19 protein-coding genes, 1 other RNA gene and 1 riboswitch are annotated in these 21,955 nt (G+C 66.2%); of the genes, 7 read left to right on the forward strand and 13 right to left on the reverse strand.

Translation table 11 applies throughout. From position 1 onward, the window contains the following. Window positions 1-18: 18 nt before the first annotated feature. The 10 genes from cobA to F813_RS0106065 all read right to left on the reverse strand — a co-directional run bounded on the left by cobA (window position 19) and on the right by F813_RS0106065 (window position 14,471). Window positions 19-873 (reverse strand): uroporphyrinogen-III C-methyltransferase, encoded by an 855-nt coding sequence (gene cobA, locus F813_RS0106020; protein WP_017925915.1) that lies wholly within the window; start codon window positions 871-873, stop codon window positions 19-21. Further along, complete coding sequence (locus tag F813_RS0106025) at window positions 870-2,162, reverse strand: cobyrinate a,c-diamide synthase (RefSeq protein ID WP_017925916.1); 1,293 nt, start codon at window positions 2,160-2,162, stop codon at window positions 870-872. The genes cobA and F813_RS0106025 overlap by 4 nt, the downstream gene beginning before the upstream one ends. Continuing rightward, complete coding sequence (gene cobO / locus F813_RS0106030) at window positions 2,159-2,773, reverse strand: cob(I)yrinic acid a,c-diamide adenosyltransferase (RefSeq protein WP_017925917.1); 615 nt, start codon at window positions 2,771-2,773, stop codon at window positions 2,159-2,161. The genes F813_RS0106025 and cobO overlap by 4 nt, the downstream gene beginning before the upstream one ends. A gap of 59 nt (window positions 2,774-2,832) precedes the next feature. Next, window positions 2,833-3,123, reverse strand: coding sequence for a DUF2149 domain-containing protein (locus F813_RS0106035; protein ID WP_012982207.1), 291 nt, complete (start codon window positions 3,121-3,123; stop codon window positions 2,833-2,835). Further along, a complete protein-coding gene (locus F813_RS0106040; protein ID WP_012982206.1) occupies window positions 3,120-3,563 on the reverse strand; it encodes a MotA/TolQ/ExbB proton channel family protein in 444 nt (147 codons plus the stop codon). Before F813_RS0106040 ends, F813_RS0106035 begins: the two co-directional genes overlap by 4 nt. Window positions 3,564-3,706: 143 nt before the next feature. Next, window positions 3,707-8,254 (reverse strand): cobaltochelatase subunit CobN, encoded by a 4,548-nt coding sequence (locus tag F813_RS0106045; RefSeq protein WP_017925918.1) that lies wholly within the window; start codon window positions 8,252-8,254, stop codon window positions 3,707-3,709. 124 nt (window positions 8,255-8,378) lie between these two features. Beyond that, window positions 8,379-8,933 (reverse strand): cob(I)yrinic acid a,c-diamide adenosyltransferase, encoded by a 555-nt coding sequence (locus F813_RS0106050; RefSeq protein WP_017925919.1) that lies wholly within the window; start codon window positions 8,931-8,933, stop codon window positions 8,379-8,381. Window positions 8,934-8,936: 3 nt separating this feature from the next. Beyond that, window positions 8,937-10,787 carry a TonB-dependent receptor domain-containing protein gene (locus F813_RS0106055; protein WP_017925920.1) on the reverse strand — a complete coding sequence of 617 codons (1,851 nt, stop codon included), beginning with the start codon at window positions 10,785-10,787 and terminating at the stop codon, window positions 8,937-8,939. A 141-nt stretch (window positions 10,788-10,928) separates the two neighbouring features. Then, a riboswitch (cobalamin riboswitch) is annotated at window positions 10,929-11,178 on the reverse strand. A gap of 45 nt (window positions 11,179-11,223) precedes the next feature. Then, the gene (locus F813_RS0106060) at window positions 11,224-13,122 is read right to left on the reverse strand and encodes a hypothetical protein (protein WP_012982202.1); all 1,899 of its coding nucleotides are present in this window, start codon (window positions 13,120-13,122) and stop codon (window positions 11,224-11,226) included. Between the two features lie 110 nt (window positions 13,123-13,232). Further along, complete coding sequence (locus tag F813_RS0106065; protein ID WP_012982201.1) at window positions 13,233-14,471, reverse strand: cyclopropane-fatty-acyl-phospholipid synthase family protein; 1,239 nt, start codon at window positions 14,469-14,471, stop codon at window positions 13,233-13,235. A 205-nt stretch (window positions 14,472-14,676) separates the two neighbouring features. Between F813_RS0106065 and fnr the strand changes: the two genes are divergently transcribed. The 3 genes from fnr to F813_RS0106080 are packed head-to-tail and all read left to right on the forward strand — an operon-like array spanning window position 14,677 to window position 16,506. Beyond that, a complete protein-coding gene (gene fnr / locus F813_RS0106070) occupies window positions 14,677-15,408 on the forward strand; it encodes a fumarate/nitrate reduction transcriptional regulator Fnr (RefSeq protein WP_012982200.1) in 732 nt (243 codons plus the stop codon). Next, window positions 15,401-15,889 (forward strand): DUF2390 domain-containing protein, encoded by a 489-nt coding sequence (locus F813_RS0106075; protein WP_012982199.1) that lies wholly within the window; start codon window positions 15,401-15,403, stop codon window positions 15,887-15,889. The genes fnr and F813_RS0106075 overlap by 8 nt, the downstream gene beginning before the upstream one ends. Window positions 15,890-15,936: 47 nt before the next feature. Next, a complete protein-coding gene (locus tag F813_RS0106080; protein ID WP_012982198.1) occupies window positions 15,937-16,506 on the forward strand; it encodes a DUF2058 family protein in 570 nt (189 codons plus the stop codon). Window positions 16,507-16,521: 15 nt separating this feature from the next. Here the strand turns inward: F813_RS0106080 and F813_RS0106085 are convergent, their stop codons facing one another. Both F813_RS0106085 and F813_RS0106090 read right to left on the reverse strand, forming a co-directional pair. After that, entirely contained in the window at window positions 16,522-18,111 is a 1,590-nt protein-coding gene (locus F813_RS0106085; RefSeq protein ID WP_012982197.1) for a DNA mismatch repair protein MutS, read from the reverse strand. A 134-nt stretch (window positions 18,112-18,245) separates the two neighbouring features. Next, a complete protein-coding gene (locus F813_RS0106090) occupies window positions 18,246-19,415 on the reverse strand; it encodes an aldo/keto reductase (protein WP_017925921.1) in 1,170 nt (389 codons plus the stop codon). A 225-nt stretch (window positions 19,416-19,640) separates the two neighbouring features. On the opposite strand from F813_RS0106090, the gene ssrS reads away from it, so the two are divergent. The 4 genes from ssrS to F813_RS0106105 all read left to right on the forward strand — a co-directional run bounded on the left by ssrS (window position 19,641) and on the right by F813_RS0106105 (window position 21,667). Beyond that, window positions 19,641-19,826: non-coding RNA, 6S RNA (ssrS, locus tag F813_RS14000), on the forward strand. Between the two features lie 26 nt (window positions 19,827-19,852). Continuing rightward, window positions 19,853-20,488 carry a 5-formyltetrahydrofolate cyclo-ligase gene (locus F813_RS0106095; RefSeq protein WP_026148162.1) on the forward strand — a complete coding sequence of 212 codons (636 nt, stop codon included), beginning with the start codon at window positions 19,853-19,855 and terminating at the stop codon, window positions 20,486-20,488. A 32-nt stretch (window positions 20,489-20,520) separates the two neighbouring features. After that, entirely contained in the window at window positions 20,521-20,985 is a 465-nt protein-coding gene (locus tag F813_RS0106100; protein ID WP_012982194.1) for an EVE domain-containing protein, read from the forward strand. A gap of 4 nt (window positions 20,986-20,989) precedes the next feature. Beyond that, complete coding sequence (locus tag F813_RS0106105) at window positions 20,990-21,667, forward strand: glutathione S-transferase family protein (protein ID WP_017925922.1); 678 nt, start codon at window positions 20,990-20,992, stop codon at window positions 21,665-21,667. Between the two features lie 6 nt (window positions 21,668-21,673). On the opposite strand, the gene F813_RS0106110 is transcribed toward F813_RS0106105, so the two are convergent. Further along, the gene (locus F813_RS0106110; RefSeq protein ID WP_012982192.1) at window positions 21,674-21,949 is read right to left on the reverse strand and encodes a cupin domain-containing protein; all 276 of its coding nucleotides are present in this window, start codon (window positions 21,947-21,949) and stop codon (window positions 21,674-21,676) included. Window positions 21,950-21,955: the final 6 nt, after the last annotated feature.

Below are 21,955 nucleotides of genomic sequence, written 5' to 3' on the forward strand. Positions count from 1 at the left end.
CCCGCCGAGCTGTTCTGCTCAGCCGGTTTCATGCGTTCCCGGGACGGACTCGGCACCCTGCGTGGCGATCGTCTCGCGCAGGCGCACGACCTCGCCCGCGATCAGCAGCGCCGGCGACTGGATATCCAGATCCGCCACCCGCGCGGGGAGGTCGGCCAGAACGCCTTCGATGACACGCTGGCCCGGTCGCGTCCCCTGTTCAACCAGCGCGGCCGGCATCGCGCCATCCGCACCCGCCGCCATCATCTCGCCGCAGACCTCGGCCAGGGTATGCAGCCCCATGTAGACAACCAGGGTCTGCTGCGGATGGACCAGCGAGGCCCAGTCCAGATCGGTCTCGCCGGCACGCCGGTGGGCGGTCACGAACTGGCAGCGATAGGCGTGATCGCGATGGGTCAGCGGGATCCCTGCATAGGCTGCACAGCCACCGGCTGCGGTAATCCCCGGCACGATGCGCACTGGCACCCCGGCGGCGGCAATCGCGGCGGCCTCCTCGCCGCCCCGCCCGTAGACAAACGGATCGCCGCCCTTCAGGCGCACCACGTAGTGCCCCTCCCGGGCCAGTGCAACCATGCGATCGTTCAGATCCCCCTGATCGCAGCTGTGCCGTGAGCGGGCCTTGCCCACATACAGGCGTTTCGCCTCCGGGTTGGCCAGATCGAGGATCGCCTCCGGGATCAGGCGGTCGTGCAGCAGGACATCGGCGTGCTGCATCGCGGCTACCGCGTCCAGTGTCAGCAGCCCCGGATCGCCCGGACCCGCGCCGACCAGATCCACGCAGCCGGCCCGCCGCTCGCCGCCCAGCCGGATGCTGGCCCCGGCGCGTGCCCCCGGTCCGAGCCGCGTCACATTATCCCGCTGCGAATCACTCATGGCCGAAACAGCTGCGCCGTGGCCTCGGGGTTGGACGGGAACCAGGCGTGCAGATAGGTCGCGGTCAGGCGGCCGTCGCGATAGATCGCCTCGCCCTGCGACCCCGTCCCGCGCGCGCGCCAGCAATGGCCATAGGGCTCGAGCCCGACCTCGGAGTGGGTGTGATGGAAGGTGTGCCCGCGCAGCTCGCCCTCCGGCAGCGGGGCCGCCTGAAGACCCAGACCCTGCAGGCGGTCCGCCAGCTGGGCCTTGCCCGGCACCAGCCCGGCCATAGCCGCAGCATGGCCCTCGCGGTCGGCCAGTTCGTCCAGCAGGTAGAGAAAGCCCCCGCACTCCGCCAGGATGGGGCCGCCCGCCGCATGATGGACCTCCAGGTCCGACTTCAGGGCAGCATTGGCGGACAGCTGATCCAGATACAACTCGGGGTAGCCGCCCGGGAGCCAGACGGCATCGGCCTCCGGCAGCCCATCCCCGGCAAGCGGGGAAAAGAACCGCAGTTCGGCGCCCATCTTCTCCAGCAGACGCAGATTGGCCGGATACATGAACGCGAACGCCGCATCCCGTGCAATCGCGATGCGCACGCCGGACAGGGCCGCCTCGATCGGCGCGATCGCTTCCGGATGAAAGGTCACGGGCTCCGGGAGGCCCGTCACGCCGGCCTCTTCGATCGCGGCCGCCGCGGCCTCCAGCCGCGCATCCAGGTCGGCGATCTCGCCGGCCTGAACCAGGCCCAGGTGACGATCCGGGACACTCAGCGTCTCGTTGCGCTGCACGGCCCCGAAAAACCGGATCGCGTCCGGGGTGCAATCCTCCAGCATCCGCGCGTGCCCCGGACTGCCCACCCGATTGGCGATCACGCCGGCGAATGACAAGTCCGGGCGGTAGGTCGACAAGCCGTGCACCAGCGCCCCGAAAGTCTGACCCATACCGCTGGCATCCACGATCGCCAGGATCGGCAACCCGAAGGCCTGGGCCAGATCCGCGCCGGAGGGATCCCCGTCGAACAGCCCCATCGAGCCCTCCACCAGGATCAGGTCGGACGTCTGTGCCGCCTCGTACAGCATCGCCCGGCAGGCCTCCTCGCCAACCATCCACAGATGCAGGGCATCCACCGGATGCCCGGAGGCCTGTTCCAGGATCATCGGGTCGAGGAAGTCGGGGCCGGTCTTGAACACGCGCACTCGCCGGCCCTGGTTGCGCTGGTAACGGGCGATGGCGGCGGTGATGGTGGTCTTGCCCTGGCCCGAGGCCGGGGCCGCCACGAACGCGGCGGGGCAGCTCACACTCACAGCTCGATCCCCTTCTGCGCCTTGATGCCGGCCTGGAAGGCGTGCTTGACCACACCGATCTCGCTCACGGTGTCGGCCGCCTCGATCAGGCCCTTGGGCGCGGCGCGACCGGTGGTGATCACGTGCTGCATCGGCGGGCGATTGGCGAGATCTTCCAGCACCTCGTCCACATCCAGGTACTGATATTTCAGCGCGATGTGCAACTCGTCGAGCAGCACCAGGTCGACGTTCGGGTCGCGCAGCATGTCGCGGGCATGCGCCCAGGCCTCGCGGGCCGCCGCCACGTCCTTCTCGCGGTCCTGGGTCTCCCAGGTGTAGCCCTCGCCCATCACGTGGTACTGCACGTTGTCCTGCCCCCGGAAAAAGGCTTCCTCGCCGGTGGCGAACTGACCCTTGATGAACTGCACGATGCCGACCTGCATGCCGTGCCCCAGGGCGCGCGCGACCATGCCGAAGCCGGAGGAGCTCTTGCCCTTGCCATTGCCGGTCAGAATCAGGAACACGCCCTTTTCTTCCTGGGCCTCGGCGATCTTGCGATCCACAATCTCCTTCTTGCGCGCCATGCGCTGGGCGTGGCGTTCGGCGCGTGCCGCTTCGGTGTCGTCGCTCATCTTTCTGTTACTCCTTGATTCGTTGCGTCATACGGGGATTCGGACGGCGCCGGGAGTGGTTATTCCCCAATCAGGATCATCCGCCCGGTATCGGGGTCGCGGTAGACCTGCCCCATGGATTCGAAGCCCGAGCCAGCCTCGCCGGCGCCTTCGGGCGGGTCCGGGATCTCGCGCCCGGGTTCGATCTCGGTGCCGCCACTGGCCGGTTCCAGCCCGCTGCCCGAGGCGGCCATCACCACCATCAGGCCGACGGCGAACACCAGCATGATGTCGGCCAGATTGGCCAGTGGCCCCATTGGCTCTTCGTCGGGCGCGTCGAAACGGCTGGCGCGGTAGTGCGGGACCCTCATGCCGCCGCCTCCATACGCTCCATCGCCGCGTCATACCAGCGCCGGCGCAGCCGCCCGAGCAGGAAGCCAAGGATGCCGACCAGCAGCCCCAGCACCGTGGTGTTGAACGCCACCGTAACGGCCTGGGCGAGGATTTCCAGTTCCCCACGCCCCATCGCCGCCAGCCCCGGCCCCAATGGGATCAGCGTACCCATCAGCCCGAGCATCGGACCGATCCGTGCCAGCAGATCGGCGCGGTCGATACGGCGCCGGGCACGGTAGGCGAGGCGCTCGGCATCACCACTCAGTTCCAGACGGCGTACCCCACCGGAGCGTTCGCCCAGTGCCAGCCCGAGCTCCCAGACGGCCACCGCGACCAGCACCAGCAGGCCGACAATCACCGGCTCCAGCAGCCAGCGCACCACGGTGTCCATCAGTTCCATCGTGATCGAGAACGACATTCGGTTTACCTCGTTACCCTTTGTTCATTCATGACCCCAGCCCCGTAGGAGCCTGCTTGCAGGCGAACGCTTCTGCCCGTGTCCGACTTTGGCAGGGGCTTCGCCTGCAAGCAGGCTCCTACGGGCAAAATATCCAGCGAGCGTTATCGCCGTCGGCCCACGGCAATGCCGCCGAGCAGCAGCAGGAACAGTGCAGCGGCGACCAGCCAGGGGAGCCAGGGCATGCCCGCCGCCTCGTCGCCAGCCTCCTGCCCGCCGTCGGACTCGGCCGGCTCGGGGATCTCCTGCATCTCTGGTGCCGTCGGGTCTTCCAGCGGCTGGATCTCGGTGACACGGCTGGGGTCGGCTTCGGGATCCGTCCGGTCGATCTGCGCGGCCGCCCGCACGGCGTCGAAGGCCTCGCGCAGCTCGGCGTCATCCAGACGCTCCGCCACCTCGTCCAGCATGGGGTGATCCGGGCGCGTGTGGCCGCTGCCGGGCAGCCCGTGCTCGGCGACCAGTTCCGCGAAGCGCTCGGACAAGGCATCCAGCACCTCGGGATCGGCGTCCCAGAACCCGTGGCTGGCCGCCACCAGATGCACAGCCTGCAGGTGGGTCTTCACGTGCACGTTGTGGCCGTCGGCCAGAAACTCCTGCATCCCCAACCCATGGCGATCCTGCAGATACACGTCGTGTACCTCGTCCCAGACCCAGGAGCGAATGATCTCCGGGTTGGTCACCTGCCAGCCCCACAGGTTGTCGACGAAATCCCGGGCCATGGTGCGGGCCCCGGCATAGCCGTGATCCATCAGCGGCTCGATCCATTGCGGGTTCAGGTTCTGCCCCTGCAGCTCGCGCATCAGCGCGCGGCCGAGGGTTTCCACCCGCGGGTCGTCCGGATCGGCGTGCTGCAGCACGCGGTTGTCCGGCACCTCGCCGCGAATACTCTCGACCGCGGTCGAAAGCCCGCCCTGGAAGTCGAACCCGTCATCGTTGTCCAGCAGGCCGTAGAGGTGCGAGGCGCGCCCAAGGTAGGTGCGCCCGACCTGGCCCAGCCGGGCCTCGAAGGCCTCGTGCGCAGAGCCACCCGACTCAGCCACTCCATAGGCATGTCCCATCCGGCGCATATAGGCGGCGCCCAGTTCGGCACGATCCTCCCAGGCCCCGGAACGGTCCGCGAGACGATTGACCCCGGCCCCATAGGCCCCGGGTGCGGTCCCGAACACACGCAGTGCGGCCTGCTGACCCGCCTCGATGCCATTGAGGCCTGCGGCGCGCAGGGCCTGGGTGTCCTCCACCCACTGTGCGGCCACGTCGTTGCGCGCCAGTGGCTCGGCGCCCGGATCGCGCAGGTCCTGCCCCAGCGAGGCCATGGCGGCTTCCAGTGCCTCTTCCAGCTCGGGGTATTCCTCAAGAATGGTCTCGGACGAGCCATCCAGCGCGAGGCGGGCGGCACGGTCCAGCCACACCAGCTGGTCCTCGTAGAGGTCGCGGAACAGACCCGAGGTGGTGAACAGGGCATCGCGACGGCGATCGCGCCCGGCTTCGTCGAGGTCCATGCGCTCCAGGCCCTGGACGATCCCGCGACTGTTCCAGGCCGGGCGAATGCCCAGCATGTCCATGCCGAAGGCGATCATCACGCCCTCGTCGCGCACGGTATCCGATGCCCAGAGGATGATCGCCTCGCTGCCATCCGCCTCGGGATCGCCGTGCTCGCGGGCATCCGCGGCCAGTTCCTGGCCAATGCCCCAGGCGATGCGTGTGGGCACCAGATCCGCCGCCAGCGCATGGAAGTTGCGCCCGGTCGGCAATACCTCCGGCGTACGGATCGGGTCATTGCCCTGCCCTGGCGGCACGAAACGGCCTTCGAGCGCCGCCAGCAGATGCGCACGCTCGCTGGCCGGGGATCCACGCAGCTTCGCATCCCAGTCGTCGTCGACCGCGTCGTCACCCGCCATCGACTCGAGCATCGTGTCCACAGCCTCGTCGCTCCAGTCGCGTCCGAACACATGCAGCCCCAGCGGCATCTGGTCTTCCTGCATGTCGGTCAGGTAATGCCCGATCTCGTGGACCAGCAACTCCTCGTCCATCTCCGCCAGCGCGGTCGGTGTGGGTTCGTCATGACCCTCATCCGCATGCTCGTCCGCGTGGTCATGCTCATGGGCATGCTCGTGCTCTGCATCCCCGTGTTCCCGGTGATGGACCGCGTCGCGATGTTCGTCGCCGTGTTCGGCTCCGTGGTCTTCGCCATGTCCCGCGTGGTCCTCGTCCTGATGCCCCTCGTGATGATCACCGTGACCATCATGGTGATGCCCGTGATCGTGATGGTGACCCCGCGCCAGTTCACGCTCGATGGTTTCGGTCAGGCCGAGCTCATCGATGCGTTCGCGCAGGGTCTGGACTGCCCGCGAGCGCGTCGCGGCATCCGGCTGCGCGGCGGCCTCGTAGGTCTCCACCAGCTGGCGCAGTTCCAGCAGGCTGTCGTAGAGCTCGGTGGCCGCCAGCGGCGGGGTCAGGTGGCTGATCATCACGCCCATGGCGCGGCGCTTGGCCTGGATGCCCTCACCCACGCCATCGACAATGTAGGGATAGATGATCGGCAAAGCCCCGCCAAGGAGCTCGGGGTAATCATCCGGTGCCAGCCCCGCGCGCCGGCGCGGCAGGAATTCGCGGGTCGAGTGGCGGCCGACGTAGACCAGCGCGTCCGCCTCGAAGTGATCGCGGATCCAGTGGTAGAAGCCGACATACTGGTGGGTCGGCGGGAACGTGGTATTCGCGTGCAGCAGGCGCTCGCTGACCTCCCAGCCGCGCGGCGGCTGCGGGCCGATGAACACATTGCCGAACTCGATCCCCGGGAACAACATCTCGCCGTCGCGGGTCATCGCCTCGCCCGGCGGCTCGCCCCAGCCGGTCAGGCCGGGGATGCCCGTGCGCACCAGCGCCTTGCGCAACTGCTCGGTGGTCGCGTGCGCGTCCTCCCCCGCCAGCGTGGCCTCCCAGGCCTCCTCGTACTGGGCCAGCAGGTCCAGTGCCCGCTCCTGCGCCGCGTGCGGATAACTCTCGAGCATGTGGCGCAGATCACCGACACCGCTTTCCAGCCCAGCTTGCGCGATCTCGACCTTGTCGGCGGCCCTGGCGGCCTCCAGGCGTGCCTGCAGATAGCCGATCGGGCCGTCGACCAGCTCCGCCTGCACCGCGGCGGGCAAGCCGTCGAAATACGCCTGGTACTGATCGCGATCCAGCGAGGCGACCCGGCCGGCGATCGCGTCCAGTGCATCGGCCTGTTCCGGCAGATTCACCGCCCGGTCCTGGATCATGTCCAGCAGGGTCTCGGCATCCTCCGGCACCTCGTCCCCGAGGTCATACCCGGCGGCCTCCAGCCGTTGCAGGATCTCCAGCAGCGATTCCGGGACATCCAGCTTGTCGGCGCCGATATTCTGGCGACCGGGCGGATGGTTGTAGTACACGACCGCGACCCGCTTGTCTGCGTTGTCCAGCTGGCGCAGCCGGTCCCACCGCTGCATCCGGTCGGCCAGGGCCTCCACCCGCTCGCCCACCGGCTCGGGCAGGGCCAGTTGCACGCCAGTGCGTTCGTCCCGCGTGGGCTCGCCAGCCGTCGCCAGCACCATCGGCTGGCTGGCGCCCTGCAATTCCGGCATGGCCACATGATAGTGGACCTTGTCCCAGGGGATGCCCTCGTGCGAGAGCCGCCACTCGGTCTCGCTCACGTCCGCCAGGCGAATCCCCTTGACCACCGGGACATCCAGTTCGGCGAAGGCCTCGGCCACCGCCTCGCGGTTGCCACCGCCGCCCACAACGAAGTCCTGCAGGCTGACGATCCCGCTCAGCTCGGCGGGCGCCGCCGATGCGGCGAGCTTCTCGACCGCCTCGCGACTGGCCCCACCCCAGCGCGCGAGTACCGCGAAGCACTGGATATCCCGGGCCTCCAGTGCCTCGCAGGTCGCATCCAGCAGCTCGCGGTCACCAGGACGGTCACCGGTATCCAGGTCCAGCACGGCCACGGCCGGCCTGGCATCCAGGCCAAGATCCTCCGGATCGGCGACCGACTGGCCATCCCGGTAATAGCGGATGGTCTCGCGCGGATCCGGTTCCGGCACCTCGATCGAGTGCCCGCCCCGGGCAGCCAGCCAGCGGATGAGGCCCTCCATGTTCTCCGGTGTGCGGCCCTGATAGAACGCTCGTCCGGTCAGCCAGTCGGCCTGGTTTGAGAAGCGCTCCTGCTGCCGGGCCAGATGCTCGCGCGGATCCTCGCCCGCTTCGGGATTCTCGGCCAGTTCGGTCCGGGCCTCCTCGTCCAGTCCGTCGAGCACGGCCTGGCCGTCGATGCGGGACAGCGCAGTCAGACGCCGTTCGCTATTGATCGCGAGAATCGGCGCTGACTCGGCCGGCGGCTCTTCGCGCAGCAGACGTTCGAGACGACCGGCCTGATCCCCGAACACCGCTGCCACGAGTACCGCGTCGGCATCGCGCCACAGCGCCTGGACGGACGAGTCCGACTTGTCCGCCAGCTGCTCCGGAGTGCGCAGCACCACCTCGGCATCCGGCACGGCCTCCAGGAATCGATGCGCACCGGCGGCCACCTCGGGGGCCGAGCGCTCGGAGACGATGCCGACGATTTTGGGATCCGCCCAGGCGGGCGCGCTCCACAGCACAATCACCAGCAAAACCACGCTGCGTTTCCAGAAGGACATGCGATAAACCCCGAAGAAAATCCGATGGGGCGACGCCACCGGTACCGTGGTGGCGCCGCCAGTCCGTTATGCCCAGGAAGGTGCCGTGGAAACGGCACCCGAAAACCGGCAAAGGCAGATGAAGTCAGCCGCGCTTGTTGGCCGGCTGCCAGAGGACTTCCGCGCCATTCTCGTGGCGTGCAAGCACACGGCAGAGCACAAACAGAAGATCCGACAGGCGGTTGATGTAGGCCAGCGAACTGGGCCGCAGCGCCTCGTGGTGATTCACCGCCACCAGACGACGTTCCGCGCGCCGACAGACCGTACGGGCGATGTGGCAGTCGGCCGTGGCCGGGCCACCGCCCGGCAGGATGAACTCCTCGAGCGGCGGCAGTTCGGCATTGAAGCTTTCCAGCTCCACATCGAGCCGCTCCACAGAGGCATCCGGCAGTGCCTGATGCCCCGGCACTGCCAGCTCCGCCCCCAGGTCAAACAGCTCGTGCTGAACCAGGGCCAGCACGCGCCGGACCTCTTCCGGGAGATCGTGGATCAGGACCCGGCCCACGACACTGTTCAGCTCGTCCACATCACCAAACGCCTCGACACGGTGGCTGTCCTTGTCCACCCGCGAGCCATCCCCCAGGCCCGTCCGGCCCTCGTCACCCGTGCGGGTCACAATCTTCGACAGTCGATTACCCATGCATCACCTCTGCTGGTAGCGCAGCTTGACGAAGGCGGCCCGCCCCGGCTGGTTGTACCCTCCGGCGGTCTCGTAGTCCTTGTCGAACACGTTGTTGACCGTCGCCTGAAGCTGCCATTCGGGCGCAATCTGATAGCTCGCACGCAGGTTAACCAAGCCATAGCCGGATAGCCGATCGACATTATCGACTCGATTGTAAGAGCGGCTTTTTGCGATTACCGACCCACCGAGAGAAAAATCTTGGAACTTTCGATCCAAATCATAACGAGCCGTGATCGGCGAACGGCGGGGAAGCTCGTTTCCAGTCTCTCGATCTTCTGCATCCAGCAACGTTAGCGAGGCACGCGAAACCCACTGTCCATGCGCATAACCGCCTTCCAGTTCCAAACCACGAATTCGCGCTTCATCCACATTTTGCGGCTGGAGAACATCAGTGCGGGAGTCACCGTCGTCACAATTCGCGATACAAACGTTGCTGATTAGGTCATCAACGCCTGTTTCAAAGACCGCCGCGTCCAAGTAATACGGTCCGCTGGTATAGCGAGCACCGAGCTCGAAGGTCCGTGAGTTCTCGGCCGCCAGCTCCGGGTTCCCAAAGCCCGGGAAATACAGATCATTGAAAGTCGGCGCCTTGAACGCAGTGCCGTAGGACGCCCGCAGACGCAGCGGGTCGGTCATCTGAAAGCCCCAGGCCACCTGTCCGGTGACCTTGTCACCAAACTGTTCGTTGTCGTCGTAGCGCAGGCTGCCTTCCAGGTCGTGGCGACCCATGTCGACCTGAACAACGGAATACGCTCCTAGGTTGTAGCGCGATTCCTCGTCGTAAACGGTATCGCTCGCCACACGATCCTCGTAGGCATCGATACCGGTGATGACGAGGACATTGTCCGCAACCTCAATGTCGTTGCGCCAGTCGACCATATCGCGACGGGTATCGAACTGGGAAAAGAATTCCCCCCCAAGAAAATTGTCCGATTCGTCGCGACTGTGCCCTGCAGAGAGCTCGGTGTCCCAGCGCTGAGTGACGGGAATTCTCACGCCGGCGCGAAGCGCGGCATGGACGAAGTCGGATTCATCCGGAGCGAAGATCGAGCCACTGTCGAATTCGGTCGTGCCCTCCGAATAAAGGACATTCCCGAAGAACTCGACGCCATTATCCAGACGGTGCGAGACCTTGGTTGCCAACGAGGTGTTGTCGTAGCCATCCCGGTCGTCGTCACCGACATCGTCCTGCACGTTAATGCCGTCGGTCGCGAAGTGGCTGAGCGAGAAACTGTAGTTCGTGCTCTCGGTACCACCCGCGACACCGACGCCGGCCTCGCGGGTATTGAAACTGCCACCGCCGACGAAGGCGTTGACCTTGGGCGGACCCTTGCGGCCCTCACGGGTAAAGACTTGAACAACGCCGCCGATCGCGTCCGAACCATAGATGCTGGTGCGCGGACCGCGCACGATCTCCACGCGCTCGATCTCCTCCGGAGGCAGGAACTGCCAACTTGCGCCACCCGTGGTCGCAGAGCCCATGCGCACGCCGTCGATCAACAGCAGCGTATGGTCAGAGCTCGTGCCACGCGTATACACCGAAGTGGACTTGCCGAAGGCGCTGTTCTGAGAGGTTTCGATCCCGGCGCGGCCCTCCAGCAGATCGGTGAACTGTTGCGGCTGCAGGCGCTCGATCTCTTCGCGGTCGATGACGGTAACCGAGGACAGGGTCTCGTCGACGGTCTGCGCGATACGCGCGGCCGTGACCTGAACCACATCGAGGGTGTGCGCTTCGGCATTGGAGTCTGGCGTGTCGGCCAGAAGCGGGGTCGTGGCCAGCAGGATGGCCGTGGAAAGTGCTGTGCGTTTCATGTCGTCCGTGTCTCCCGGCGAGCCGCCCGCACGCCGTTGATTCATCGGGATCACGCAGACGAGGGAAGATAGACACGAGGGGGACCCAGCACAGCCGCTATGCGACCAGGCCTGATCATCCGCCTCGCATGCCCGCCGCATGCCGCGCGATCATTCCCTGGCCGGTCTCCGGGCTGACGAGCGTTCCGGTGCGGCGCCTTCCCGAACGATTCCGTTCAGTGGCATGTGCCGCGACCATCAGAGGCCATCATGGCCTCTCGCTCGATCACCGTTGCGGGGGCAGCGTCGGATTCGTCCGCAGGCATCCAGATACCTTTGGCGGGCTCACCGAACTTCCCGTTTAACCCGCCGGCGAGACACGCCGACGGGCACCAGAAAACGCACGAAAGCCTACACCATTGGTCAAGAAATTACCAGACCCGGGAAACGCGCAACGTCAGGATCGCTGGGCCTCTGCCTGCACATAGCGCACACCGCGCTTGAGCAACCGGCCCCAGGACTTGTCCTGCAGCATGGCGTCGAACTCCGGCGAACGCTCGGCACGCAACGCCACCGGCGGCATCTGTGCGCCCTCGTCCACCGGGTGCGCGGCCAGCATCTCCAAGCGCTCCTGATTGGCACCATATTGCTGTACCAGGAAATCACGCATGGAGTCGGACAGGGGCAGGTGGTAGATGCGTGTCAGGCGCAGCGCCAGCCACTCCGCCATACGTCCGAGATCCTGGCGCACCATGCGCACCATGGCCGAGCCCAGGCCCGCCTTGGCATCCGCATTCATGCCGACGTACAGCCCCCCGAGATAGGCGGCCGGATTTGCATAGATCGCACGCTGGATACTCGGGTTGGTCAGGTCGACCAGAGGCTCGAGAATCAGTGCGAGCTGGATGCCGATGCGCTTGGCGGTGTCCGCATCCAGCAGGTGTCCGCCAAAGTAGAACAGGTCGCCCTCGCGCCGGATGCCGAGCTCGGACAGGTATTCACAAAACCGGTCGGCCAGGCGCAGTTTCTGGTCATCCGTCAGTTCGATCACCTCCTCGCTCACCCGAATACCGCGCGCACTGCGCTTGAACCAGCTTTGCTGCCCCTTCTTCTCGACCTCCCGGCGTCGCAGCGCCTCCCAGCGCTCGACCGCAGCGGTATAGCGACTCTGCGCCTGCATCAGCTGGTCCCGTGCCGCGCGCAGGTCCTCAACCTGACGCAGCGCCCGCCCAAGCAATCGGCCCTCCGGCGAGTTCACGGGCGGGCGGGCCTGCTCCAGCTTCGCGAGTGCATCCAGCACATCGCGCCCGAGGTCGAGGGTCGACGCACGCAGGACCTGCGGATCCAGCCCACTGGCCGGGCTTTGTGCCAGCAACATCGCCAGCGAACGCAGGCGGCTGACCACGCCCGCCTGCGCAACACGGAAACGGTTGCCCTGGTACTCGAGCCGGTCCAGCGCATGCCCCAGCCGCCAGCCACCTGACCACTCGAAACTCAACCGCCGGATCTGCCGCCCGTTGACCATCTCGAAGGCCAGCACAAACATGGCCTGCGCATCATCCAGTGTGCAGCGCGACAGGTCGTCCGAGTCCGCCGCGGAGAACAGGCGGTCCAGAAACTGATCGATCCGCCGGACGCCATCCTCGCGCGTCGGCGCGACGCCCTGCAGCCGGTCGCGCAGCGGGTCCGCCAGCTCGGAGGCATCGTGGTGCAGTTTTTCCAGCGCGGCCAGACGCGCATCCGCCGTGGCGTCCACCAAGTCCGCCACGCGCGAGCGCAGCCCCAGTCGGCGGTAGATCTCGATCTGCTCGGCCGCCGCCGCGAGGCTGGTATCGCCCGTCATTTCGCGCACCGCGACCGCGACGCCTTCCGGAGAGATATCCACCTCGTGCAGCAGCACCTCGGCGGCCTTGCGCCGTCGCATGTCCGGTGCCATCTCGGCCATCGCCAGATCGCGCGTCACGAACAGCAGATCCGGCAACAGGTCGATCGTATTACGCAGCTGATCGCGCGAGCGCTCCTGCCGCTTGCCCCGCGTGGCATCGGCAATGAATCGCGCCAGCAGGCCAATCACCCCGAACAGCAGCGTGTAGACCGCAAAGAAGATGAAATTCTGGGCCGGGGCGGCGTGACCAAAGCCCAGGAAGTAGCCCCCCTGCATTGCGAGGAAGGTCACCGGGCCGGCCGCCCACAACAGCTGCAGCATGTTCAGCGACCAGGGCACCTTGCGCGCAGTCGCCGCGACCTCGGTGATCCGGCTGCGTCCGGCGGCCTCGATCAGCACATGGTCCTGGCTCGGACTGGCGGCCTGGGGGGCCTCCTGCCGCTGTTGCCGCTTGCGAAACCTGCCAAACACCCGTCGTCCCTGCCCCTTCAGCGTTTCCGTGAAGTGTAGGGAAAACAGAGAGGTTGCGGGTGTCCGGTCAGGAAAAAATACTCAGAGAACCAGGAAGTAGTCCGCGATCCCTACGCGGCACTGCGGCCCTGGGCGGCCGCCTCCCCCGGCGGCGTCGAAACCACCTCGGGCACCTCGTCGGCATACAGATAGTCGCGGGTCAGCGGCACGGCATCCTGCTGCTTGGCCACCTGGATATGGAAGACCACCTGACGCCACCAGCGGAAGGTCGCCTCGCAACTGGCCAGATAGAACTCCCACATGCGGCAGAAGCGCTCATCGAAATGTTCCACCGCCTCGGCGCGAATGTTCTGGAATCGCCGATACCACTCGGCGAGCGTCTCCGCATAGTGCAGCCGCCAGAACTCGATATCGGTGGTATGCAGCGGAGTCGGTTCCAGTGCCTCCATCACCTCGGACAGTGCCGGGGTGTAACCGCCAGGGAAGATGTACTTGCTCAACCAGGGGTTGGTGGTGCCCGGAGGGCCCTGGCGGCCAATCGTGTGCAGGACCGCCACACCATCGTCCTTAAGCAGATCGTTCACGCGCTGGAAGAAGGTGCCGTAATTGGGCACGCCGACATGCTCGAACATGCCGACACTGACGACCCGGTCGTACTGGTCGTCGTGTTCGCGGTAGTCCTGATAGAAAAAGCGCACGCGATCGTCCAGGCCGCGGCGCTTCGCCTCCGCCTGGGCCACTCGCAGTTGCTCCCGCGACAGAGTAATTCCGTCCACCTGGACATCGGCGTTCTCGGCCAGGTGAAAGGCCAGCCCGCCCCAGCCGCAGCCGATATCCAGCACCCGCTGACCGGGCTCCAGCACCAGCTTCTTGCGCAACATCGCGCACTTGGCCTGCTGGGCCTCCTCCAGGCTCATGTCCGGTCGCTCGAAATAGGCGCAGCTATAGAACATGCCCTCGTCAAGGAAACGGCGGAACAACCACTCGTCCACGTCGTAATGATGCGAGATGTTCTGGTAGCTGCGCGCGATACGGTTGCCCTGCTCGAGGATCGCACGAAACATGCACACCAGCGGATGCACTCGACGCTGGAACCTGGGCGCAAAATTGCGCATCACCACATCCAGAAACACCCGGATGCCCTCGGGTCCCGGCGACCAGAGCCCGTCCATGTAGGTCTCGCCCAGCTGGAACCCGGGATCGCGCGCGATGCGCTTCAGAGCCGCCCGATCATGGACCTGCAGTGTTATCTCGGGTGCCCCCTGCCCGAAACGGCGCTCACTCCCGTTCGGCTCGCGCAGGATCAGCGTGCCGTGGCGCATGTATTCGTTCAGCATCCGTTCGATCATTGCGTCCCTTCCCCTGCGAATCCTCTGCTATATTAAACAGAGTCTAAATATCGCACTCGCTTCGTCGCAAGCCTCTGAATTGGCTGATCCCTGCTACCCCAAAAGGTTCCACACTCACAATAACGGAATTCCTCATACGAGCAACCTCCATCCAGGGCCAACAGACGCCTTCCCTCTCTGACGCCAAAACCGCTAACCTGAGCACATGACACTGCGTCCGACCCAAGCCTGCGAACACTGCACCCTGCGCCAGCTCTGCCTGCCGATGGGCCTACCACAGAACGAACTCTGGCAACTCGACGAGATTGTTCAACAGCGCCGTCCGATCGAGAAGGGGGCACTGCTGTTCAATATGGGCGAACGCTTCGAAACCCTGTTCGCCGTCCGAACAGGCGCACTGAAAGCGGTGCTGATCAGCGACGACGGCACCGAACAGATCACTGGATTCGCCTTCGCTGGCGATCTCCTGGGGCTAGACGCAATCCATTCCGGCAAGCATCCAGTCAGTGCAGTGGCGCTGGAATCCACCAGTGTCTGCGCCGTCCCCTACGCCCATGTGGACGACCTCGCCGACCGACTCCCGACCTTTCGCCAGCACATGATGAAGGTGATGAGCAAGGAGCTGGCCCAGGACGAAAGCCTGCACACCCTGCTGGGACAGCGCACGGCGGAGCAGCGTCTGGCCACTTTCCTGGTGACGCTGTCCGAACGGCACCGTGCGCGTGGTCTGTCCCCCGAACGCTTCTATCTGCCGATGTCGCGCGCCGACATCGCCAATCACCTCGGGCTGACCCAGGAGACCATCAGCCGCCTGTTCACGCAATTGCGCAAACAGGGCGTGATCAGCCTCCGCACCCGGGATCTCGAGATCCTCGAACCCAACAGCCTGCGCAATACCGCCGGCGTGACCTTTACGCCTGCCGCCAGCAGTGCCTGAACCCACTCACGGGTTCGACACCTTCTGGAAATTCGCCCTGGGCCGCTGGGACTATGCGCCGGCCCGCAACCGCCTGCTGCACTGGCAGGATGCACATGCGGTGAATGTCATTCTCGCGCTGTTCGCGCTGTGGTACCCCGGCGGCATGCCAGCAAGCGACTGGAAGCGGCTTGCGCGCGATGCAGCGGCCTGGCAAGTGCAGGCCACCGAGCGCGTCCGCCGACTGCGTCGTCGACTCAAGCCCATTGCATCAGAGCCACATCGCCAAGCGTTGTATGGCGCCGCAAAGGAACTCGAGATCGCATGCGAGCGGACCAGTGCACTTCGCCTCTGCCAACAAGCGCAACATCTCGGGCACCCGGGCAGCAACCCCGACGTTCCCCGGCGCATACACCTGCTGTTTCCAGCCCTCCCCGAGGCCGAGATTCGCGACGGACTACCCGATCTCACCGCGGGCCACGAACCGGGCGGCTGCACATAGACCGCGTTCGGGCTATCCTCCCGGCACATTTTCTACAGGCAAGCGGCATGTCGGACGATCTGCGCAACCAGCTCCTGAAGGCCGGGCTGGTGGACGAAAAACAGGTGCGCAAGGCCAAGAGCCAGAAGCACAAGGCCCAGAAGACACAACCGAAAAAGAAAAAGGGCAAGCCCGCCGACGCCGAGGCCAGTGCCGCCGCAGCCCGCCAGGCCGAGCAGGCCCGGCGCTCGCGGGAGAAGAACCAGGAACGACAGGAAAGGGCCGAACGCCGCGCGCGCCGGGCGCAGATTCGCGAGCTGGTGAACCAGCACCTGGCCCCGATCCCCACCGGCGACGCCGCCATCGACTATCACTTCCAGTTCGACGGGCAGGTCCGTCACCTGCCGGTGACCGAGGACACCCGCAAGCGCCTGGTCGACGGCCGCGCGGCGCTGGCCGGCCTGGAGCTCCACCCGAGCAAGGGTTTCCGTGTAATCCCGCGCGAGATCGCGGACAAGATCCGCGAGCGTGATGGCGAATGGCCGCTGGTCATCCCGGCCGAGGAAAGCGGAGACCCCGAGCCCGATCCCGACGACCCGTACAAGGACTACGTCGTCCCCGACGACCTCATGTGGTAACGCCTTGCCCGGGGCTCAGGCCTTGCCGGCATCGCCCCCGGCCTGGGCGGTGGGGAGTTCGGCGAAATGCTCGCGCGCGCGGGCAACCAGCTGGGGCGGCAGCCCGTTCTTCTCGGCAATCGTAAGGCCGAACGACACACCCGGCTCGCCGATCAGCAGCCGGTAGGTCGGGGACAGCGTCTCGGCGTCGAACTGCATCGAGGCGTTCACGATGCCCGCGTGCTGGGCGGCGTAGTCCTTCAGGGGCGCCAGATGGGTATTCACGATCCCGCGCGTACCACGCGCGCGCAGCTCGTCCAGCATCGCCATCGCCAGCGCCGCACCCTCGTCCGGGTCGGTGCCCGTACCCAACTCGTCCAGCAGGATCAGGCTCTCCGGCCCGGCGTGGTCGAGGATACGTTTCAGGACCTCCACATGCCCGGCGAAGGTCGAGAGGTGGTGGAACAGGCTCTGGTGGTCGCCGACATCGACCATCACCCGATCGAAACGCCCGATGCGACAGTCCTGCTCGGCCGGGATATGCAGCCCGCACCAGGCCATGGTGACCAGCAGCCCGAGCGTCTTCAGCGCGACCGTCTTGCCGCCGGTGTTCGGTCCGGTAATCAGCAGCAGCGGCTGCTCGCCATCCAGCCGGATGGACAGCGGCACCGGCTGCGGCCCGTTGCCCTCGGCGAACTGCAACAGCAGGAGCGGGTGATAGGCCTCGATCAGTTCCACCCCGGCCTCCGCCTCCAGCCGCGGGGCATGGGCATTCATCTGTGCCGAGAGCTGCGCGGCGGCGGACGCCAGGTCGATCCAGGTCAACGCGGTCAGCATCAGTTCCAGCGGCTCGCCATACTGGCGCACCACGTCGGTCAGCTCGCGCAGCAGGCGCTGCTGTTCGGTGTTGATCTGGCCGTTGACCGTATCCAGCTGGTTGTTCAGCGGCACCGCCTCGATCGGCTCGACGATCTGGTCACGCCCGCCCATCGCGGTGCCACGACGCACGCCCTTGACCGCATTCGCCGCCTCGCCACGCAGCACCATCACCGCGCGCTCCTGGTGCCACTGCACCTTCAAGGCATCCTCGCCCTTTTGCGCGACATCGGAGGCCGCCAGGCGCTTTTTCACCACCGCCTCGACCTCCTCGCGCAGGCGTCCGCGCTGCTCGAAGGCCTCGATCAGCGAGGGGCTCGCGTCCTCGCGCAGCGACCCGCCGGGGTTCAGGCATGCCGACAGTCGTTCTTCCAGCCCCTCGGGTGGGTACAGCTTGTTCAGGTCCGCCGGATAGATCTCGGGCGTATCCGCCAGCTGATCCGCCAGCTCGCGGGCTTGGCGCATGATGGTCTGCAGGTTGTGCAGGGCCTGCACCGGCAGCGCCGAGCCCGGATTGGAGGCCTGACGCAGGGCCGCGCGCACATCCGGCAGCTGCCCCAGCCGCGGCAGGGTGCCGGCATCCAGACGTCGGCGCGCGACCGTCACCGCGGTCTGCAGTGCGCGGGCCGCATCCAGATTCGGTGCCGGTTCCAGCCCGCGCGCGGCATCCGCGCCGTAGGGCGTCGCGGTCAGGCGCTCCAGCAGACGCTGGATCGCGGGGAATTCGAGGGCCTTCAGATCAACCTGCATGTCATACCCTTGTGCATGAAATCTCCACCACCGCAGAGGCTCCGGAAACCTTGTAGGAGCCGGCTTGCCGGCGAAGCCCCTGCCAGAATCGGACGCGAGCAGGGCTCCGCGTGCAAGCACGCTCCTACACGGCGTTATTCCTCCTCGGCCTTCTTGAACATCCCGAGGTAGGCCTTCTTTTCCAGCAGCGGTTCGCGCATCACCGCCAGCATGTCGTCCAGGTGCTCCGGCGTGCTCATGCCGACCAGGGACGTGCCCAACCCCGGCGTGGAACGGTTGAACTGCATCGCGCGCTGCGCCGGGTTGGGCAGGGTCGCCAGCTGCTGCTCGACCACCTCCACCGACTGCTGGGCGAGGTGTCCCTTCAGCATGGAGTGGGAGGCGAACATATACACCTCCAGCTGGTGCGCGGCCTGCAGCGGGCTGGCCACATTGCCCTGCCCGGTCGCGGTGTTGAAGCGGGTAAAGCCTTCCAGCATCACCTGGTTGAACGGGAGCATCCCGATCTTGAAGTGGTGCCGGGCGTGGTCGTCGCCGGTCACGGTCTGGGCCGCGCGTTCGGCCAGCCCCTGCATGGAGGTCAGCGACTGGAACACGGCGGCGTCGGTCTCCTCGCGGAAGCCCTCGAACGTGGAGATCCCGTAGGCGCGAATCTTCTTCTCCCGCGCCGCGCGCTCCAGCACCTCGAATACCGGCTCCAGCCTGCGGTTGGTCGCCTCCTTGCCGATCTCGTGGATGTGGACCTCGGGCTGATCGATGATGAAGGCATCCAGCGTCTCCACCCCCATCAGCGAGCGCGACAGCTCCATCTGATAGTGGATGTACTCCGGCGTCAGCAGGTGCGCGCCCTTGGCCAGATCATCCCGCGTACCCATGCCCTGGGACTCGATCTCGCGCTGGAACCAGGCATCCATGTCGTCCGGCGGGCCGCCGCGCAGCGTCAGAAACCCGCCCTTGGAGATCAGGAACATCGCCTCGCGCGGAACTCCGGCCTCCAGGGCCGTGCGCACGCCTGCCCCAACGGCCGCCAGCGAACGGCCGTAGCGGTAGTGGGCACCGGTGTCGACGACATTGATACCCTCGGTCAGCCCGCGGGCGACGATGGCGGAGATCGCAGCATCCACCTCGGCCGTAGCGGCGCCGCCAAAGGTGCCAATGCCCAAGCTGGACAGGCGCATCTTGGCACGCGAGAAGTCGCTGTAGTGCCCCTCGGCGGCCTTGCCCTCGGCGATGTAGTGTTCCGCATACCGGCGCGTCGCCTTGGCGTTGGCGTATCCGGGGATCAATTTCTGCGGCGATTCCATAAAGCTCCTCTGCACAATCGGAAACGGGCAGCATCCATCCGCGCACCGCCCGCTCGCATCCATCCGGAAAACGCGAATCCTACGTCACCCGGGCGTGATTGCTAAAACCCATCCAAACCGGCGAGTCTCCCGCACGGCCGGATTTCAACAAGGATGGATAGTGCAACCATTCTGCGATCATGGTTGCGCACACCCCCGGGGGATTGGTTCATAATGGTGCCGGACGCGTCGCTGCGGCGTGCGAAAGTGGCCTGGTGGTACCCTTGAGCCTTAATTCTTCACCACGGGACCGAGCACTTCCGTTTCGTTGCGCATGTCCGTCTTCGAGCGGAAAGCCTTAAGATTCGGAGGCTTCTCCCACCTGAACCGTTGGTTCAAGGTCGATGGTCACTCCGGCGCCCGCGGGGCGCGTCCACCTCATTATTTTTGCGGATCGTATGTCCAGGGACGAGACCTCCTTCACGCCTGACGAACTGCGCCAGCTACGGCTGCGCCTGCGCCGCGAGCGCGCCGCGCTGTCCGACGAGCGACTGGAGATTCATTCCGCCCTGATCTGCGACCACCTGCTGCGCTGGTTCCAGCGCTGGCAGCCGTATTGCATCGGCGCTTACCGGGGCCTGCGCGGCGAGGTGGATCTGACCCCCCTGACCGTGGCCCTGGCCCGACGCGGCACCCGCATTGCCCTGCCGGTGATGGATGCCAAACGCCCCGGACGCATGCACTTCCACGCCTGGGAGCCGGACGCGCCGCTTTGTCACAACGGGTTCGGCATCGCCGAGCCCTGCCCCGATGCCCCGCGTATCTGGCGCCGCGAGATGCAGGTGGTACTGCTGCCGCTGGTCGCGTTCGACCACGCCGGCAACCGCATGGGGATGGGTGCGGGCTACTACGACCGCTACTTCGCCCGCCGCCGCTTCGGTATCCGCCGCCCCAAGCTGATCGGCGTGGCCCATGCCCTGCAGGGAGTCGAGGCCCTCCCCAGCCAGCCATGGGACGTGCCGCTGGACGGCGTGGTCACGGAGGACGGCTGGCATGCACTGACCCGCCGCGCGCGGCACAATACGCACACCTGACCCACACGCCCGAGCCGGCACAAGGAAACCGCATGGCCTACTGGCTGATGAAATCCGAGCCCGACGAGTTCAGCATCGCCGACCTGGAACGCGTGGGCGTGGAGCCCTGGGACGGCATCCGCAACTACCAGGTGCGCAACATGATGCGCGACGAGATGAAGAAGGGGGATCTGGCCTTCTTCTACCACTCCAACGCCAAGCCGCCGGGCATTGTCGGCATCCTGCGCATCGAGAAGGAGGCCTACCCGGACTCCTGCGCCTTCGACCCCGAGGACCCGCACTACGATCCGAAGAGCGACCCGGATAACCCGCGCTGGCTGCGGGTGGACGTCGCGTTCGAGGAAAAATTCGGCGACATCATCACCCTCGACTGGCTGAAACAGCAGCCGCAGCTCGAGGACTGCCCGCTGGTGCGCCGCGGCAACCGCCTGTCGGTCATGCCGATCACCCAGGAGCAGTGGGACTTCATCCTGAGTCACGCCCAGCGCGGGAAGTAGCTGCGTGGCCACCCTCTACCACTTTCCGCACGACGCGAAGGCCGGCCGCCTGCGCCTGGCCTGCGGCTACAAGGGTGTAGAGCTCGAAACCGTCGCGCTGGACTGGTTCGACGACGAGACCTTCTTCGAACTGGGTGTGGCCCGCCAGTCGCCGATCCTGCAGACCGATGACGGCACCCTGGTCACCGACACGCTCACGGCGCTGCGCGATATCGACCGCCTGTTCCCGACCGGCGAACCCCTGTCGGAAGGCGTGATCCCCGAGGATGCCTGGCAGGCCCTGATGGAATGGCGCGGCAAGGTCGATGTGGTGCTCGATCGACTGTATGCCCCGCTGGCGCCGGGCTTTCACGGAATCGGCGAAAGCGCCGAGGCCCTGGCCGACTACAAGGCCCAGGTGCAGCACCGCTTCGGCCTGTCGCTGGAAGAACTCGCCAACGACCGGTACGACGGCTACAACCAGCTGGCAAAGCTGAGCCGCCTGCCGGAACTGGCCAAGCACCTGGCGGCCAGTCGCTTCTATCTCGGCCACCCGTCCATCGCCGACTGCGTGATCGCCGCCGACCTCTACCCGCTGCAAATGCACGACGGCATCAACCTGCCCGTCGACATGCTCTACTACCTGCGCCGCGTCGAGGAGACCTTCAACACCCCCCTCGACACCCAGTGGCTCGCCCGGTAAGGAAACTCAGCCGAAGCGGTAGTGCTTGCGGATGTCGCGGTGGATCTCCCAGGTGCAGCCCATGCCCTCGGGGAAGGTCACCAGGTCGCCCTCGCCTACGGTGACCGGCTCGCCACCGTCGTCCGGGGTGACCGTCACCTGTCCCTCCAGGATGTAGCAGACCTCACGTTCGTCGTAGTGCCAGGGGAAGGTGGAGACCTCCTTTTCCCAGACCGGCCAGTCGAATACGCCGAGGCGCTCCAGATGGTCCTGCTCCGGCCGATGGATTACTTCGATGGACATGACGGT

Origin of the sequence: Thioalkalivibrio sp. HL-Eb18 (genome assembly GCF_000364985.1) — a bacterium.
Classification (GTDB): domain Bacteria; phylum Pseudomonadota; class Gammaproteobacteria; order Ectothiorhodospirales; family Ectothiorhodospiraceae; genus Thioalkalivibrio.

Bases quoted from the DNA above. Each gene is read 5' to 3' on its own strand.
- F813_RS0106065 (WP_012982201.1), bottom strand. From the start codon at position 14,471: ATGATCGAACGGATGCTGAACGAATACATGCGCCACGGCACGCTGATC.
- F813_RS0106095 (WP_026148162.1), top strand. From the start codon at position 19,853: ATGTCCAGGGACGAGACCTCCTTCACGCCTGACGAACTGCGCCAGCTA.
- F813_RS0106085 (WP_012982197.1), bottom strand. From the start codon at position 18,111: ATGCAGGTTGATCTGAAGGCCCTCGAATTCCCCGCGATCCAGCGTCTG.
- F813_RS0106040 (WP_012982206.1), bottom strand. From the start codon at position 3,563: ATGTCGTTCTCGATCACGATGGAACTGATGGACACCGTGGTGCGCTGG.
- F813_RS0106035 (WP_012982207.1), bottom strand. From the start codon at position 3,123: ATGAGGGTCCCGCACTACCGCGCCAGCCGTTTCGACGCGCCCGACGAA.
- F813_RS0106090 (WP_017925921.1), bottom strand. From the start codon at position 19,415: ATGGAATCGCCGCAGAAATTGATCCCCGGATACGCCAACGCCAAGGCG.
- F813_RS0106055 (WP_017925920.1), bottom strand. From the start codon at position 10,787: ATGAAACGCACAGCACTTTCCACGGCCATCCTGCTGGCCACGACCCCG.
- F813_RS0106050 (WP_017925919.1), bottom strand. From the start codon at position 8,933: ATGGGTAATCGACTGTCGAAGATTGTGACCCGCACGGGTGACGAGGGC.
- F813_RS0106100 (WP_012982194.1), top strand. From the start codon at position 20,521: ATGGCCTACTGGCTGATGAAATCCGAGCCCGACGAGTTCAGCATCGCC.
- F813_RS0106080 (WP_012982198.1), top strand. From the start codon at position 15,937: ATGTCGGACGATCTGCGCAACCAGCTCCTGAAGGCCGGGCTGGTGGAC.
- F813_RS0106045 (WP_017925918.1), bottom strand. From the start codon at position 8,254: ATGTCCTTCTGGAAACGCAGCGTGGTTTTGCTGGTGATTGTGCTGTGG.
- cobA (WP_017925915.1), bottom strand. From the start codon at position 873: ATGAGTGATTCGCAGCGGGATAATGTGACGCGGCTCGGACCGGGGGCA.
- F813_RS0106110 (WP_012982192.1), bottom strand. From the start codon at position 21,949: ATGTCCATCGAAGTAATCCATCGGCCGGAGCAGGACCATCTGGAGCGC.
- fnr (WP_012982200.1), top strand. From the start codon at position 14,677: ATGACACTGCGTCCGACCCAAGCCTGCGAACACTGCACCCTGCGCCAG.
- cobO (WP_017925917.1), bottom strand. From the start codon at position 2,773: ATGAGCGACGACACCGAAGCGGCACGCGCCGAACGCCACGCCCAGCGC.